The 15636-nt window shown below is 71.8% G+C and carries 14 protein-coding genes; 9 read left to right on the top strand and 5 right to left on the bottom strand.

The window, feature by feature from the left end:
• Positions 1 to 70: 70 nt before the first annotated feature.
• A complete protein-coding gene (locus tag HFV08_RS01255) occupies positions 71 to 1135 on the bottom strand; it encodes a 4-hydroxy-3-methylbut-2-enyl diphosphate reductase (RefSeq protein ID WP_376770540.1) in 1065 nt (354 codons plus the stop codon).
• A gap of 114 nt (positions 1136 to 1249) precedes the next feature.
• On the opposite strand from HFV08_RS01255, the gene xseA reads away from it, so the two are divergent.
• From xseA to HFV08_RS01240, 3 genes are all read left to right on the top strand, one after another.
• Positions 1250 to 2461 carry an exodeoxyribonuclease VII large subunit gene (gene xseA, locus HFV08_RS01250; protein ID WP_168534909.1) on the top strand — a complete coding sequence of 404 codons (1212 nt, stop codon included), beginning with the start codon at positions 1250 to 1252 and terminating at the stop codon, positions 2459 to 2461.
• 131 nt (positions 2462 to 2592) lie between these two features.
• A complete protein-coding gene (locus HFV08_RS01245) occupies positions 2593 to 2889 on the top strand; it encodes an exodeoxyribonuclease VII small subunit (protein ID WP_168534907.1) in 297 nt (98 codons plus the stop codon).
• Between the two features lie 159 nt (positions 2890 to 3048).
• On the top strand, positions 3049 to 3639 hold the full coding sequence (locus HFV08_RS01240; RefSeq protein WP_168534905.1) for a malonic semialdehyde reductase: 591 nt from the start codon (positions 3049 to 3051) through the stop codon (positions 3637 to 3639).
• A 270-nt stretch (positions 3640 to 3909) separates the two neighbouring features.
• Here HFV08_RS01240 and HFV08_RS01235 read toward each other — a convergent pair whose 3' ends face one another.
• On the bottom strand, positions 3910 to 4419 hold the full coding sequence (locus HFV08_RS01235; protein ID WP_040248880.1) for a DUF4245 domain-containing protein: 510 nt from the start codon (positions 4417 to 4419) through the stop codon (positions 3910 to 3912).
• A 234-nt stretch (positions 4420 to 4653) separates the two neighbouring features.
• Between HFV08_RS01235 and glpX the strand changes: the two genes are divergently transcribed.
• Complete coding sequence (glpX, locus tag HFV08_RS01230; protein ID WP_040248883.1) at positions 4654 to 5685, top strand: class II fructose-bisphosphatase; 1032 nt, start codon at positions 4654 to 4656, stop codon at positions 5683 to 5685.
• Positions 5686 to 5974: 289 nt separating this feature from the next.
• Here glpX and HFV08_RS01225 read toward each other — a convergent pair whose 3' ends face one another.
• Together HFV08_RS01225 and HFV08_RS01220 are read right to left on the bottom strand one after the other, a co-directional pair.
• The gene (locus tag HFV08_RS01225) at positions 5975 to 6349 is read right to left on the bottom strand and encodes a WhiB family transcriptional regulator (RefSeq protein WP_040248886.1); all 375 of its coding nucleotides are present in this window, start codon (positions 6347 to 6349) and stop codon (positions 5975 to 5977) included.
• Positions 6350 to 6610: 261 nt separating this feature from the next.
• A complete protein-coding gene (locus HFV08_RS01220; RefSeq protein ID WP_168534903.1) occupies positions 6611 to 7351 on the bottom strand; it encodes a DUF1707 SHOCT-like domain-containing protein in 741 nt (246 codons plus the stop codon).
• 224 nt (positions 7352 to 7575) lie between these two features.
• On the opposite strand from HFV08_RS01220, the gene HFV08_RS01215 reads away from it, so the two are divergent.
• Complete coding sequence (locus HFV08_RS01215; RefSeq protein WP_168534901.1) at positions 7576 to 9240, top strand: fumarate hydratase; 1665 nt, start codon at positions 7576 to 7578, stop codon at positions 9238 to 9240.
• A 45-nt stretch (positions 9241 to 9285) separates the two neighbouring features.
• On the opposite strand, the gene HFV08_RS01210 is transcribed toward HFV08_RS01215, so the two are convergent.
• Positions 9286 to 10170: a hypothetical protein gene (locus HFV08_RS01210; protein WP_168534899.1), complete on the bottom strand. Its 885-nt coding sequence runs from the start codon at positions 10168 to 10170 to the stop codon at positions 9286 to 9288.
• Positions 10171 to 10412: 242 nt separating this feature from the next.
• Here HFV08_RS01210 and HFV08_RS01205 point away from each other — a divergent pair, with 242 nt between their 5' ends.
• The 4 genes from HFV08_RS01205 to HFV08_RS01190 all read left to right on the top strand — a co-directional run bounded on the left by HFV08_RS01205 (position 10413) and on the right by HFV08_RS01190 (position 15532).
• Positions 10413 to 11834 carry a class II fumarate hydratase gene (locus HFV08_RS01205; protein ID WP_168534897.1) on the top strand — a complete coding sequence of 474 codons (1422 nt, stop codon included), beginning with the start codon at positions 10413 to 10415 and terminating at the stop codon, positions 11832 to 11834.
• 172 nt (positions 11835 to 12006) lie between these two features.
• The gene (fomD, locus tag HFV08_RS01200; RefSeq protein ID WP_168534895.1) at positions 12007 to 12702 is read left to right on the top strand and encodes a cytidylyl-2-hydroxypropylphosphonate hydrolase; all 696 of its coding nucleotides are present in this window, start codon (positions 12007 to 12009) and stop codon (positions 12700 to 12702) included.
• Positions 12703 to 12822: 120 nt separating this feature from the next.
• Positions 12823 to 13497, top strand: coding sequence for a class I SAM-dependent DNA methyltransferase (locus tag HFV08_RS01195; protein ID WP_168534893.1), 675 nt, complete (start codon positions 12823 to 12825; stop codon positions 13495 to 13497).
• Between the two features lie 49 nt (positions 13498 to 13546).
• Positions 13547 to 15532 carry an ATP-binding SpoIIE family protein phosphatase gene (locus tag HFV08_RS01190; protein ID WP_079152724.1) on the top strand — a complete coding sequence of 662 codons (1986 nt, stop codon included), beginning with the start codon at positions 13547 to 13549 and terminating at the stop codon, positions 15530 to 15532.
• Positions 15533 to 15636 lie beyond the last annotated feature (104 nt).

Below are 15636 nucleotides of genomic sequence, written 5' to 3'. Positions count from 1 at the left end.
CTTCACCCCTGCGGTCCGCCGGGGGTGCCGCGGGAGGGGCGCGCCTTCGCGGGCACGCCCCGGCCCGGCACTACTCGCTCTTCGACTGCCCCTCAGCGGAGCCGCCCCCGACGAGGGCGGCGGCCTCGGCGCGCAGATCGCGGCGGAGTTCCTTGGGGAGGGAGAAGTGGATGGACTCGTCGGCCGTCTTCACGATCTCGACGTCCTCGAAGCCGCGGGCGGCCAGCCACTCCAGTACGCCCTCGACGAGCACCTCGGGCACCGAGGCCCCGGAGGTGACACCGACCGTGCGCACGTCCTCGGTCAGCCAGCTCTCGTCGATCTCCTCGGCGAAGTCGACGAGATAGGCCTCGCGGGCGCCGGCGAGCTTGGCGACCTCCACCAGGCGCACGGAGTTGGAGGAGTTGCGCGAGCCGACCACGATGACCAGATCGGCGTCGGCGCCCATCTCCTTCACCGCGAGCTGGCGGTTCTGGGTGGCGTAGCAGATGTCGTCGCTGGGCGGCGAGATGAGCTGCGGGAACTTCTCCTTGAGGGCGTCGACGGTCTCCATGGTCTCGTCGACCGAGAGGGTGGTCTGGGAGAGCCAGACCACCTTGGACTCGTCGCGGACCTCGACCTGGGCGACGTCCCCGGGGCCGTCCACCAGCGTGATGTGCTCGGGGGCCTCGCCGGAGGTGCCGATGACCTCCTCGTGGCCCTCGTGCCCGATCAGGAGGATGTCGTAGTCCTCCTTGGCGAAGCGGACGGCTTCCTTGTGGACCTTGGTGACCAGCGGGCAGGTGGCGTCGATGGTGGCGAGCCTGCGCCCGGCGGCCTCCTCGTGGACGACCGGGGCGACGCCGTGCGCGGAGAACATCACGATCGAGCCCTCCGGCACCTCCTCCGTCTTCTCGACGAAGATCGCACCCTTGCGTTCGAGGGTCTGGACGACGTACTTGTTGTGGACGATCTCGTGCCGTACGTAGACCGGGGCGCCGTACTGTTCGAGGGCCTTCTCCACGGCGATCACCGCGCGGTCCACGCCCGCGCAGTAGCCCCGGGGCGCGGCCAGCAGGACCCGCTTGCCGGCAGGGGCGGAGTCGGCGTCGGACGGACCGGCCGCACTGGCAGGGGAAGCAGTCATGGCACCCATCGTAGGGCGTCACCCCGCGGTCCCGGCGCCCCTGTGGAAAACCTCGGGACCAGGGGTGCGGTGCTCTCCTGTGGACAGTCCCGGTTTGTCGGCGGCGGCCGATACGCTCGGCGCATGGCTGTGAACACCTCGGCTCAGGCGCCGCTGCCCGTCGGTCAGGTCTCGCGCCTGATCGGCGGCTGGATCGACCGGCTGGGCGCGATCTGGGTGGAGGGGCAGATCACCCAGCTCTCCCGGCGCCCCGGCGCGGGCGTCGTCTTCCTGACGCTGCGCGATCCCTCGCAGGACATCTCGGTGAGCGTGACGTGCTACCGCCAGGTCTTCGAGGCGGTCGCCGATGTCGTCACCGAGGGCGCCCGGGTCGTGGTGTTCGCCAAACCCGAGTGGTACGCGCCGCGCGGCCAGCTCTCCCTGCGGGCCACCGAGATACGGCCGGTCGGGGTCGGCGAACTCCTCGCGCGTCTGGAGCGGTTGAAGAAGGCCCTGGCGGGCGAGGGACTCTTCGCGGCCGAGCGCAAGCGGCCGCTGCCCTTCCTGCCGCAGCTCATCGGGCTGGTCTGCGGCCGCGCCTCGGCGGCGGAGCGCGATGTCCTGGAGAACGCCCGGCACCGCTGGCCCGCCGTCCGCTTCGAGGTGCGCAATGTCGCGGTGCAGGGGGTGCACGCGGTGCCCCAGGTGGTCCAGGCCGTCAAGGAGCTGGACGGGCACCGGGACGTCGATGTGATCATCGTGGCGCGCGGTGGCGGCAGCGTGGAGGATCTGCTGCCCTTCTCCGACGAGCAGCTGGTGCGCACGGTCGCCGACTGCCGTACGCCGGTGGTCTCCGCGATCGGGCACGAACCGGACAATCCCCTGCTCGACCATGTCGCGGACCTGCGCGCCTCCACCCCGACCGACGCCGCGAAGAAGGTGGTGCCGGACGTCGGCGAGGAGTACGAGCGGGTGCGGCTGCTCCAGGACCGGGCGCTGCGCTGCCTGGAGTCCTTCCTGGAGCGCGAGGAGCGGGGGCTGGCCCACGCCCTCGCCCGGCCCGTCCTGCGGGACCCGCACCGCATGATCGACGACCGCGCCGAGCAGGTGGGCGCCCTGGCCGACCGCGCCCGCCGCACCCTAGGCCACCTCCTGGACCGCGCCTCCTCCGAGCTGACGCACACCCGCGCCCGGGTGGTCGCCCTCTCCCCCGCCGCCACCCTGCGCCGGGGGTACGCGGTCCTGCAGACCGCGGACGGCACCGTGGTGCGCGAGCCCGCGGACGCCCCCGAGGGCGGGCCGCTCCGGGCCCGGGTCGCGGGGGGCGAGTTCGGGGTGGTGCGGGTGGAGGAGTAGCCCCGCCCGCACCCCACCACGCGCACCGGGGGCTGTCGCGGACAGCGCACCACCGGCCGCGGCCACCGCACCCCGGCGGCCCGCCGCACCGTACGAGAACTACGAGAACAAGGCAGAGGAATGGCAGCGGAATGACCAGCGAGACACCGACCGAGCAGGGCACGGCCGCCGCCGAGGCCCTCGGCTACGAGCAGGCGCGCGACGAACTGGTCGACGTGGTACGCCGGTTGGAGGCCGGCGGCTCCAGTCTGGAGGAGTCCCTCGCGCTGTGGGAGCGCGGCGAGGAGCTGGCCCGGGTCTGCCGCCGCTGGCTGGACGGCGCCCGCGCCCGCCTCGACGCCGCCCTCGCGGCCGAGGACGCAGAGGAGGGGGAAGAAGAGGAAGAGGAAGAGGAAGGGGGAGCGACGGCCGCCGGGGACGAGGAGTAGCGAGGAGCGGCGGCCTGCGGGCGGACCGCCCGGCACCCGGCCCGGCGCTCCTGTGAAGTCGATCACGGCAACCCGGCTTTTGTTGAAACTTCAACCTACCTCTCGTACGGTGGGTCCCACGGCGCTGAACTGCCGTCTCCCTCGACGAAAAGGCTGACCATGTCCCTCGTTCTCGACCCCGCCGCCCAGGACCTGCTGTTCCGCGAGGCCCGCACCGCGAACACCTTCACCGACGAGCCGGTGACCGAGGAGCAGGTCCAGGCGATCTACGAACTGGTCAAGTACGGGCCCACCGCCTTCAACCAGTCCCCGCTGCGGGTGACCCTGGTCCGCTCCGCGGAGGCCCGGGAGCGCCTGGTGCCCCACATGTCGGAGGGCAACCGACCCAAGACCAGCACCGCGCCGCTGGTCGCGATCCTCTCCGCGGACAATGAGTTCCACGAGGAGCTGCCCACGCTGTTCCCGCACTTCCCGCAGGCCAAGGACGCCTTCTTCAGCCAGCGTGAGACCCGTGAGGCCTCCGCCGGATTCAACGCCGCACTGCAGGCCGCGTACTTCATCATCGGTGTGCGCGCCGCCGGTCTCGCCGCGGGACCGATGTCCGGCTTCGACCCCGAGGGCGTCCGCAAGGAGTTCCTCGACGACGACCACACCCCGCTGGTCGTCGTCAACATCGGCAAGCCGGGCGAGGACGCCTGGTTCCCGCGTTCGCCGCGCCTCTCCTTCGAGGACGTCGTCAAGACCGTCTGAGCACCGCCGCGCACCTCCCGTACGCGGGCGCATCCGTACCCCGTACCCCGTGCCTCGTCGCACCCCGTACGCGGAAGAAAGGGCCTCCACCCGGCAGCAGCGCCGGACGGAGGCCCTTTCCCTGTCTTCGATGACTCGCCGTCTTCGATGACTCGCCGTCTTCGAAGGCCGGCGACCTTCGGCGGCTCGCCGTCTTCGATGGCCCGCTCGGAAGCCTTGAGGGAGCTTCGAGCGGGAAGCCCTGGCGAGAAGTGATCCGGAGCCGCCTCCTCAGGACCGCTTGAGGCGCTCCGCCACATGTGTCAGCTCGGAGCGGGAGGCGGGGCCGGTGACGACCGTGGTCACGCCCTTCTCCTTCAGGACGAGGGCGTCGTAGTCCGAGCCGTCGTAGCGGCGCCAGCGGTCGCCGCCGATCTCCTGCGTGAGCTTTGTCTCGTCGGCCCCGCGGGTGACCCGGTCGATGAAGCGGGAGGGCCGCTCGGTGGACTGCTCCACCGCGACATACGTCCGGTCCGGGCCGTGGAAGCCGAGGTGCCAGGCCTTGAAGGCGGCCCCGTCGAAGCGCACCGAGGTCGCCGCCCAGCCCTTGCCGAGGCCCTCCGGCGCGGCCACCGGATAACCGGCGGCACGGCGGGCGGTGGTGAGTTCCACCTGGTAGTCGACCTTCTGCGGGGGCTTCTCGGTGTCGTCGTGCGGGAGGACGAAATAGATCACTGCCGCGAACGCGCCGATGGCGGCCAGCGACAACACCATGTCGCGGACCGTCTGCCTTCCTCTCATACCTGCCACCCGCCCATGGTCTCAGGTCCCCGCGACCGCCCCGCGACCACCCCTGACGTGCGGGCCCGCGCCCCGGTCCGGCGGGCCGCTCATGCGAAGGGCGCACTGCTCATTCTGGCGGGGTGCCGTTAGAGTCATGAACGCATCCGTCCGCTTCCGGCCCCGCCCGCGCCGTGCTCCCCGCCGCCCTCGGGCGCGCAGCTCTTCTTCTCGAATTTCAGAAAGGTGCGCTTGATGACCGAGCATCATCTGCCGTCCGAACTCGAGGTCTCCCCCGAGGCGCCCGACCGCAACCTCGCGCTCGAACTGGTCCGCGTCACCGAGGCGGCGGCCATGGCAGCGGGCCGCTGGGTCGGCCGCGGCGACAAGAACGGCGCCGACGGCGCGGCGGTACGGGCCATGCGCACCCTCGTCTCCACCGTGTCGATGAACGGTGTCGTCGTCATCGGCGAGGGCGAGAAGGACGAGGCGCCGATGCTCTACAACGGCGAGCAGATCGGCGACGGCACCGGTGCGGAGGTCGACATCGCCGTCGACCCGATCGACGGCACCACTCTCACCGCCAAGGGCATGTCCAACGCCATCGCGGTCCTGGCCGCGGCCGACCGCGGCACCATGTTCGACCCCTCGGCGGTCTTCTACATGGACAAGCTGGTCACCGGGCCCGAGGCCGCCGACTTCGTCGACATCAACGCCCCGGTCGCCGCGAACATCCGCCGGGTCGCCAAGGCGAAGAACTCCACCCCCGAGGACGTCACGGTCGTCATTCTGGACCGCCCCCGCCACGAGGGCATCGTCCGGGAGATCCGGGAGGCCGGGGCGCGGATCAAGTTCATCTCCGACGGCGATGTGGCCGGTTCGGTGATGGCGGTGCGCGAGGGCACCGGCGTGGACATGCTGATGGGCATCGGCGGCACCCCCGAGGGGATCATCTCGGCCTGCGCGATCAAGTGCCTCGGCGGCACCCTGCAGGGCAAGCTCTGGCCCAAGGACGAGGCCGAGAAGCAGCGCGCCCTGGACGCCGGGCACGACCTCGACCGGGTGCTGACCACCGACGACCTGGTCTGGGGCGACAACGTCTTCTTCGTCGCCACCGGCATCACCGACGGCGAACTGCTGCGCGGCGTGCGCTACCGCGCGGAGACCGCCACCACCCAGTCCCTGGTGATGCGTTCGCGCTCGGGCACCATCCGCCAGATCGACTCCACGCACCGCCTGAAGAAGCTCCGCGCCTACAGCGCCATCGACTTCGACCGGGCCAAGTAGACCGCCGCGCGCGGCAGTCGGACCGCGCGGACCGGAGAGCCGGAAGCCGCCACGGGGCGCCCCTCACCAGGAGGGGCGCCCCGCGGCGTACACGGCGGGGCGTACGGCAGTCGTCGGCAGGGGTGCCCGCGGACGGGACGCATGCACGGCGACGCGTACGTAAGGCGGTGCGCACGCACACCGAAGGCAGACGCACGCCGAGACAGACGTACGCAGGGACAGACGCACGCCGAGACATACGTACGCGAAGTGGCCCGGCGGGCGCCGGAGTTCAGCCCCCGGCGGGAGTTCAGCCCGCGGCGGCTATGCGGCCGGTGGCGCGGGCCTTCTGGAGTTCGAGGTCGCGACGGCGGCGGCGGGCGAGGACCACGCGCCGCTCGGCGGCCGTCAACCCGCCCCAGACGCCGTACGGTTCGGGCTGGACGAGCGCGTGCTCGCGGCACTCGATCATCACCGGGCAGCGTGCGCAGACCCGCTTCGCGGCCTCCTCGCGGGAGAGCCGGGCGGCCGTGGGCTCCTTGGACGGGGCGAAGAAGAGGCCGGCCTCGTCACGGCGGCAGACCGCGTCCGAGTGCCAGGGCGCGTCCTGGTCGCGCTCGCGCACTGGCACCCGCTGGGGCCGAACGGCAGCGACCTGCAGGGGCTGATGCGGCGGTTGCGGCACGGTCTACTCCTGACGACAGCTTCGCGGCGAGTGACGATGCAGCAAGGAATACCCGCCCTCGCACGCCGCTAAGCACGCGCACAGGAACCACCGGCGAGGACCGCGCCTTTACGGCCAGGGTCCTCTACTTCCTTCCGGCGGGCGGGAGTTGGGGACATCCGCGGTCACCGGACCGCAGCCTCCGGGCCCCGGCGGAGAGGAGCCCGGCAAGCGGCCCGCGGGCCCGGCGAGCGGGACCACCGCACCCCCGGAAAGCCCAGGTCAGTGGCCGAAGTGGGAGCCGTGCCCCTTGCCGCGCAGCTTGCGCTGGAGGTTGCTGATGAGCTTGCCGCGCTTGGCCTTGGCGTCGATGTTCCCGAGGACGGCGAGGCCCTCGACGTAGACGACGGGCGCTTCCGGTTCGACGGAATCCAGGGTGTCGACCTCGAAGTTGCCGAGCACACCGCCGCCGCTGCCGCGCAGCGAGACGTTCTCCGGGACCCGCACCTCGACGCTGCCGAAGACCGAGACCGCCTTGATCACCACCTGCGGGTACTCGAAGACCGCCTGGCTCAGGTCGATCTCCACGCTGCCGAAGACCGCGTAGGCGTGGGTCCTGCGGCCGACCCGCCAGCGCCCCTTGCGCACCGAGGAGCTGAACACCGCGACCAGGTTCTCGTCCGGCTCCGCCGGGATGGTGCCGGGGACGGGCCGCCCGGGCACCGCCAGCTGCGGGCCCGCGCGGTGCGCGCCCGGCAGATCGCGCACCAGCGGCTCCAACTCGCCCTGGGTCTTGGCCCGGTAGACGGAGTCGATCCGCTCGGAGTGCTCCTCGGCGGTGAGCCGGCCCTCGGCCAGCGCCTCTCCGAGGATGTCGGCGATACGGTCACGGTCGGCGTCCGAGGCGCGCAGCGGCGGCTCCCCGGGCTCGGCGAACGGCGCCCGCGAGGGCATCTCCACCGACTGCCCCGAGGTCTGCTCCGAGGGCTGCCCCGACGGCTGGGGGCGCTTTTCGAGGTCCACGGATCCACCCTACCGAACGCGATAGATCGCGACTAGGGCATCCGGTCCCGCCGTGCCGCGCCTTCCCGCCCGGCCCGGCAGGGTCCCGGCCGCCGCCGGATCGGCCCCCTCCCGCCGGGCCGCTGAGCCTTACCTCACAGGAGCGGCGGCCCCGGCAGGTTCTACGCTGGAGGGCGCTGCCCATGGAGGCCAGCGATGTCTGCCGAGTGAGGAAAAGCCGCATCATGCCGGAGTTCGCGTACACCGATCTGCTGCCGACCGGGGAGGACACCACCCCCTACCGTCTGGTGACCGCGCAGGGCGTGAGCACCTTCGAGGCGGACGGGCGCACCTTCCTCAAGGTCGAGCCCGAGGCGCTGCGCACGCTCGCCGAAGAGGCGATCCACGACATCCAGCACTACCTCCGCCCGGCCCACCTCGCCCAGCTGCGCCGCATCATCGACGACCCGGAGGCCTCCTCGAACGACAAGTTCGTGGCCCTGGACCTGCTGAAGAACGCGAACATCGCGGCCGCGGGCGTCCTGCCGATGTGCCAGGACACCGGCACCGCGATCGTGATGGGCAAGCGCGGCCAGCAGGTCCTCACCGAGGGCGGCGACGAGGCGGCACTCTCCCGCGGCATCTACGACGCGTACCAGAACCTCAATCTGCGGTACTCGCAGATGGCCCCGCTGACCATGTGGGAGGAGAAGAACACCGGCTCCAACCTCCCCGCGCAGATCGAGCTGTACGCGACCGACGGCGGCGCCTACAAGTTCCTCTTCATGGCCAAGGGCGGCGGCAGCGCCAACAAGTCCTTCCTCTACCAGGAGACCAAGGCGGTCCTCAACGAGGCCTCCATGATGAAGTTCCTGGAGGAGAAGATCCGCTCGCTGGGCACGGCCGCCTGCCCGCCGTACCACCTCGCCATCGTGGTCGGCGGCACCTCCGCCGAGTACGCGCTGAAGACCGCCAAGTACGCCTCCGCGCACTACCTCGACGAGATCCCGGCCGAGGGCTCCGCGCTCGGCCACGGCTTCCGGGACAAGGACCTGGAGGAGAAGGTCTTCGAGCTGACGCAGAAGATCGGCATCGGCGCGCAGTTCGGCGGCAAGTACTTCTGCCACGACGTCCGGGTGGTCCGCCTGCCCCGGCACGGCGCCTCCTGCCCGGTCGCGATCGCGGTCTCCTGCTCCGCCGACCGGCAGGCCGTCGCGAAGATCACCGCCGAGGGCGTCTTCCTGGAGCAGCTGGAGACCGACCCGGCGCGCTTCCTGCCCGACACCACCGACGAGCACCTCTCGGCCGACGAGGACGACGTGGTCCGTGTCGACCTCGGCCGCCCCATGGAGGAGATCCTCGCCGAGCTGACCAAGTACCCCGTCAAGACCCGCCTCTCGCTGACCGGCCCGCTGGTGGTGGCCCGCGACATCTCGCACGCCAAGATCAAGGAGCGCCTGGACGCGGGCGAGGAGATGCCCCAGTACCTCAAGGACCACCCGGTCTACTACGCGGGCCCGGCCAAGACTCCCGAGGGCTACGCCTCCGGCTCCTTCGGCCCGACCACGGCCGGGCGGATGGACTCCTACGTGGCGCAGTTCCAGGCCGCCGGCGGCTCCAAGATCATGCTCGCCAAGGGCAACCGCTCCCGACAGGTCACCGAGGCCTGCGACACCCACGGCGGCTTCTACCTCGGCTCCATCGGCGGCCCGGCGGCGCGCCTCGCCCAGGACTGCATCAAGAAGGTCGAGGTCGTCGAGTACGAGGAACTCGGCATGGAGGCCGTCTGGAAGATCGAGGTCGAGGACTTCCCCGCCTTCATCGTCGTCGACGACAAGGGCAACGACTTCTTCCAGGCCCCGGCCGAGTCACCGACGATCCTGAGCATTCCGGTACGGCAGGGGGCCTGAGGCGGGGCGGGGTTCCGTGGCGAGGGAGGGCGGGGGCGGCGGATCTCAGGAATCGTCCGGATCCCCGCCCGTCCGGTCCATGAAATCGGACGCCGCGAACATCCCCGAAAAGGCGTCGGCCTTCGCGGGATCACGCACATCGACGCGGTAGATTCCGTCGTCCCGCAAGGTCACCAGGGCGGAACCCTCTCCCGCGTGCCGTTCACAAAACTCTTCCACGCGTGCCCGCTGTTCCGCGGAGAGGCTGTTCAGCGGCACCGGCTCCGCCCCGTCGACCAGGTACTCGCAGATCTCGTCCCGGTAGTGCGAAGCGAGCCTGCACCAGGACTCGTCGGCGAAGGCGATCTGCATATCGCAGCGAGTGGCGCGGTAGCCGTCTCCCGCGAAGGCACTGAAATCCTTGCGCCGCACCGAAGACACCGCATCGCGGTCGACTTGCCAGAGCACCTCGTCGTGGATCTCGTCCGCATGCGGAAATCCCGTGATCAGCAATCGCCGGTCCGTCGCCGTGAGGTGCGTGCGGTAGTTCCGCGGCCGCCGGGAGATGTCCAACTGCCAAGGCAGGGTGCGCGCCACACTTCCGGCGTCGCCCCAGAGCACCGGAAAGTCCGCTGTCTCGTTGGGCGGGTCCTCCGGGCGCCCGGGGACGCTCACCCCTCCCGCTCCCCCTCCGGTCAGCGCGGCCATGACCAGAGTGCCGACCACCCGGCCGGCGCCCCGCAGTACGCGACGACCGTGTCGTTCGGCTCCCTTCTTCGGCGTGAACACCGGTCCGGGTGGCCAGCCGGGCAACTCGCCCTGGATGTCCCGCCGCTGCGCATCCCTGAACCAGCGCATCCCACAGACGGCCACCGCCGCCCCGCTCGCGAAGACCACGGGGACGCGGCCGAGCACGTACTCGTCGGCGGACTCGGGCTGCCAGACGGGCATGACGGGTGCTCCTGCGGAAGGTTGCGGGGTGTTGGGGGGGGAGGGAACGGACCTCCCCTGGTGTGCGGCATGGCTCGTGGTCAGCACGGCGATGCCTTCTTCGAACACAGTGGCGTCAACGCAATCACGCGCTCACAGAGAGTGGGAAGCCTCTTGGGAATCTATTGACCCGTCAGTAGGTACGCGTAAGGGGAATACCCGCCACCCCGTCCGCCGCTCCCCCACCAGGAGGTACACCACACATGACCACGACGCACGGCACCCCCGCGCCCGGCTCCGAGGGCGAGTACCGCATCGAGCACGACTCCATGGGAGAGGTCCGGGTTCCCGCGGAGGCGAAATGGCGGGCGCAGACGCAGCGGGCGGTGGAGAACTTCCCGGTCTCGGGGCAGCGGATCGAGCGGGCGCACATCGAGGCGCTGGCGCAGATCAAGGCGGCCGCAGCGAAGGTGAACGCCGAACTCGGGGTCCTGGACAAGGACATCGCCGAGGCGGTGCGGGAGGCCGCGCGGGAGGTCGCCGAGGGGCGGTGGGACGCGCACTTCCCGGTCGACGTCTTCCAGACGGGGTCCGGCACCTCCTCGAACATGAACACCAACGAGGTGCTCGCCACCCTGGCGACCGAGCGGCTGGGGCGGGAGGTCCACCCCAACGACCATGTGAACGCCTCGCAGTCCTCCAACGACGTCTTCCCGTCCTCGATCCACATCGCGGCGACGGCGGCGGTGACCCGCGATCTGATCCCGGCCCTGGACCACCTGGCCGCCGCGCTCGGCCGCAAGGCGGAGGAGTTCGCGGATGTCGTGAAGTCGGGGCGTACGCATCTGATGGACGCCACGCCGGTGACGCTGGGGCAGGAGTTCGCGGGGTACGCGGCGCAGGTGCGGTACGGGATCGAGAGGCTTGAGGCCTCGCTGCCGCGGCTGGCCGAACTCCCGCTCGGCGGCACCGCGGTGGGCACCGGGATCAACACCCCGCCCGGCTTCCCGGCGGCCGTGATCGCCGAGGTGGCGCGGGCCACCGGGCTGCCGCTGACCGAGGCGCGGGACCACTTCGAGGCGCAGGGCGCGCGGGACGCGATCGTCGAGATCAGCGGGCAGCTGCGAACCGTCGCGGTCGGGTTCACCAAGATCGCCAACGATCTGCGCTGGATGGCCTCGGGCCCGCGCACCGGCCTCGCCGAGATCGCGCTGCCCGATCTCCAGCCGGGCTCCTCGATCATGCCGGGCAAGGTGAACCCGGTGATCCCGGAGGCCACCTTGATGGTCGCCGCGCAGGTCACCGGGAACGACGCGACCGTCGCGGCGGCCGGCGCGGCCGGGAACTTCGAGCTGAACGTGATGCTCCCGGTGATCGCCAAGAACGTACTGGAGTCGATCCGGCTGCTCGCGAACGTGGCGCGGTTGCTCGCCGACCGCACCGTGGACGGGATCACCGCCGACCGGGAGCGGGCCCGGGAGTACGCCGAGTCCTCGCCCTCGGTGGTGACCCCGCTCAACAAGTACCTCGGCTACGAGGAGGCGGCGAAGATCGCCAAGAAGTCGCTCGCGGAGCGGAAGACCATCCGCGAGGTGGTCCTGGAGTCCGGTTATGTGGAGCGCGGCGATCTCACCGTCGAGCAGCTGGACGAGGCGCTCGACGTGCTGCGGATGACCCGGCCGTAGGGGTGTGTCCACAGTCCTGCGCGGTCCCCGTCCGTCCGGGCGGGGACCCGCGTGGGCACAGGTGTGCGGGCCGGGATCCGCGGTGGCCGGAACTCGCCCGTAACCGGCGGTAGCCCGGGCCCCGGTGACCCGCGCCGCAGCGGTGTATGCCGCAGGCATCTAAAATCCGCTCATGACAGACCCAGACACGGCGGACAGAGCCCGCGAGGGCGGCGGAGGCGGCGGCGGACACTGGCCGCCCGGCGCCCAGATCCTGTGGCGCTACCGCGAGAACGCGGGCGAGCGCTTCCACATCTGCCGCCCGGTGACGGTCGTCGAGGACACCCCGGAACTGCTCGCCGTCTGGCTCGCCCCGGGCACCGAGTGCGTGAAGCCGGTGCTCGCCGACGGCACCCCGGTCCACCTGGAGCCGCTGGCCACCCGGTACACCAAGCCGCGGGCCGTGCAGCGCGACCGGTGGTTCGGGACCGGCGTGCTGAAACTCGCACGGCCGGGCGATCCGTGGTCCGTTTGGCTGTTCTGGGAGCAGGGCTGGCGCTTCAAGAACTGGTACGTCAATCTGGAGCAGCCGCGCGAGCGCTGGGCCGGCGGCGTGGATTCCGAGGACCACTTCCTCGACATCTGCGTGTACGAGGACCGCAGTTGGTCCTGGCGCGACGAGGACGAGTTCGCCGAGGCGCAGCGGGCCGGGCTGATGGACGCCGGTCAGGCGGGCCGGGTCCGGGAGGCGGGGAGGCGTGCGGTGGCGCACATCGCCGAGTGGGGTGCCCCGTTCGCCGACGGATGGCAGGACTGGCGGCCGGATCCGACGTGGACGATCCCCTCTCTGCCGGACAACTGGGACCGGACGCCCGCGCATGTGTCCTGATGAGACCCTTGATGCGCCCCCATGGTTGACCCGTAGGATCGTTCCCCCGCAAGGTCGCGTGGCTGCAACTCCGCCAGTGGGTGCGGGACCTGACAATCAGTCATCGAGGGGCGGCAGGACGTGAGCGAGGCTTACGAGGGATACGGCGACGGTGCGGCACCCGACCGTACGGGTCAGGCCGAGGCCTTCGACGCCATCGGCGCGCGCTACGACGACGCCTTCCCGCACAAGGAGGGCCAGCTCGCCTCCGGCGGCTGGCTGGCGGCTCAACTCCCCCCGGGCTCCCGGGTGCTGGACGTGGGCTGCGGAACCGGCCTGCCCACGGCCCGCGCGCTCGTGGCGGCGGGCCACACGGTGACCGGCGTCGACCTCTCCGAGGGCATGCTGGAACTCGCCCGCAAGAACGTCCCCGAGGGGCGGTTCCTGCGGCGGGATCTCGCGGCGCTGCGGACCGAAGGGCCCGACGGTCTCGGGGAGTTCGACGGCATCGCCTGCTACTTCACGCTGCTGATGCTGCCGCGCCCGGAGATCCCGTACGCCCTGCGGCAGTTCCACCGACTGCTCAGACCCGGTGGCCTGTTCGCGCTGTCCATGGTGGAAGCCGACCTGGACGACGCGGAAATTCCGTTCCTGGGGCACCCGATCCGGGTATCGGGATTCCTGCGGGACGAACTGCGCCGGGTGGTGCGCGAGGCGGGCTTCGAGATCGCGGGCGAGGAGACATTCGCGTACGCCCCGGCCAGTACCGGCGCTCACCCGGAACACCAGTTGTTCCTCAACTGCCGACGCGCCTGAGACCACCGCGCGCACGGCGCGCAGCCCCGGACGGACGGATTCGACACGCGTGACGGAGCATCCCACCTCCCACGAGGCCCGGCAGCAGCAGGCTGCCCGGCCGGGCACCCCCGCAGATCCGCGCGGGGCGCTGCTGCGTACCCCGGCGCAGGCCAGGTCCGGCGACCCCGTGACCCCGGCAGGCACCGGCAGTGATGAGCATTCGCAATCGTCGACGGCCGAGCCAGATGCGCCCCGCCCGCGACCGACCCCGGAGGGCGTGGAGATGCAGGCGGGCGACGAGGGCGCCGGGCCGACGACCCAGGCGGCGGCCTCCGCGCGCCCGGCGGCCGTGGCCATGCGGCGGGACGGGGACCGGCTGAGGTTCGTGGGCGCGGCGACCCGGCGGATCGCCCGGGGCATCGACCTCGACGAGATCGTGATGGGCCTGTGCCGGGCGACGGTGCCGACCTTCTCCGACGCCATCCTGGTCTATCTGCGCGACCCGCTGCCGGTCGGCGACGAGCGCCCGGCCGGGCCCGTGGTGCTGCGGCTGCGCCGCACCGACCGGATCCCGCTCGACCAGGACACCGAGGGCACCCCGCTGCCGCCGCTGCAGAGCGGGCCCGATCTGACGGTCACCGCCGAGCTGTGCGAGGTGCAGCCGGGCGGCGCGCTCGCCGAGGTGCTGCGCGGGGTGCGCCCGGTCTTCGCGGACGCGGCCACCGCCCGTACCGCGCTGCCCGAGCTGCTCGGCGACACCCTCAGCCTGCCGGACGGCAAGCGGGCCATCCTGGCGCCGCTGCGGGGGCGGCGCCGGGTGATCGGGGCCGCCATCTTCCTGCGCCGCCCGGACCGTTCGGCCTTCGAGACGGACGATCTGCTGGTCGCGGCGCAGCTGGCCACGCACAGCGCGCTCGGCATCGACAAGGCGGTCCTCTACGGCCGCGAGGCCTATATCGCCGACGAGTTGCAGCGCACCATGCTCCCGGAGACGCTGCCGCGCGCGATGGGCGTCCGGCTCGCCTCCCGCTACCTCCCGGCCGCGGAGACCGCCCGGGTCGGCGGCGACTGGTACGACGCGATCCCGCTGCCCGGCAGCCGGGTCGCCCTCGTCGTCGGCGACGTCATGGGGCACTCGATGACCTCCGCCGCGATCATGGGCCAGCTGCGGACCACCGCGCAGACCCTCGCGGGCCTGGACCTGCCGCCGCAGGAGGTCCTGCACCACCTCGACGAGCAGGCCCAGCGGCTCGGCACCGACCGCATGGCGACCTGCATGTACGCGGTCTACGACCCGGTATCGCACCGCATCACCATCGCCAACGCCGGCCACCCGCCGCCCGTGCTGCTGCACCTCGGCGGCCGGGCGGAGGTGCTGCGGGTGCCGCCGGGCGCCCCGATCGGCGTGGGCGGCGTCGACTTCGAGGCGGTGGAGCTGGACGCGCCCGCGGGCGCCACCCTGCTGCTCTACACCGACGGCCTGGTGGAGTCCCGGCTGCGGGACGTCTGGACCGGCATAGAGCAGCTGCGCGAACGCCTCGCCGCCACCGCGCAGTTGACCGGCCCGGACCACCCGCCGCCCCTGGAGGCCCTCTGCGACGAGGTGCTCGACATGCTCGGCCCGGGCGACCGGGACGACGACATCGCGCTGCTCGCCGCCCGCTTCGACGGCATCGCGCCGAGCGATGTCGCCTACTGGTTCCTGGAGCCGGAGGACGCCACGCCCAGCCGGGCGCGGCGGCTGGCCCGCAGCGCCCTCGCCCGCTGGGACCTGGAGGAGCTGACGGACTCGGTCGAGCTGCTCGTCAGCGAGGTGGTCACCAACGCGGTGCGCTACGCCTCGCGCCCGATCACCCTGCGGCTGCTGCGCACCGACGTGCTGCGCTGCGAGGTCGGCGACGACGTCCCCCAGCTGCCGAGGCTCCGCCAGGCCCGCGCCACCGACGAGGGCGGGCGCGGCCTGTACCTGGTCAACAAGCTGGCCCGGCGCTGGGGCGCCACCCGGCTGAGCACCGGCAAGGTGGTGTGGTTCGAGGTGCCCTGGCGGGGGTGAGCCGCCGCGTACCGGCAGGTACGTACGGGCGCCGTGTACGCAGGGATGGAGATCGAAGAGGGAGCCCCGGTCCTGGGACCGGGGCTCCCTCTCGTGTGCGGCCT

The organism is Streptomyces physcomitrii, from assembly GCF_012273655.1.
GTDB lineage: Bacteria > Actinomycetota > Actinomycetes > Streptomycetales > Streptomycetaceae > Streptomyces > Streptomyces physcomitrii.
This window is presented reverse-complemented; position numbering and strand designations above follow the sequence as displayed.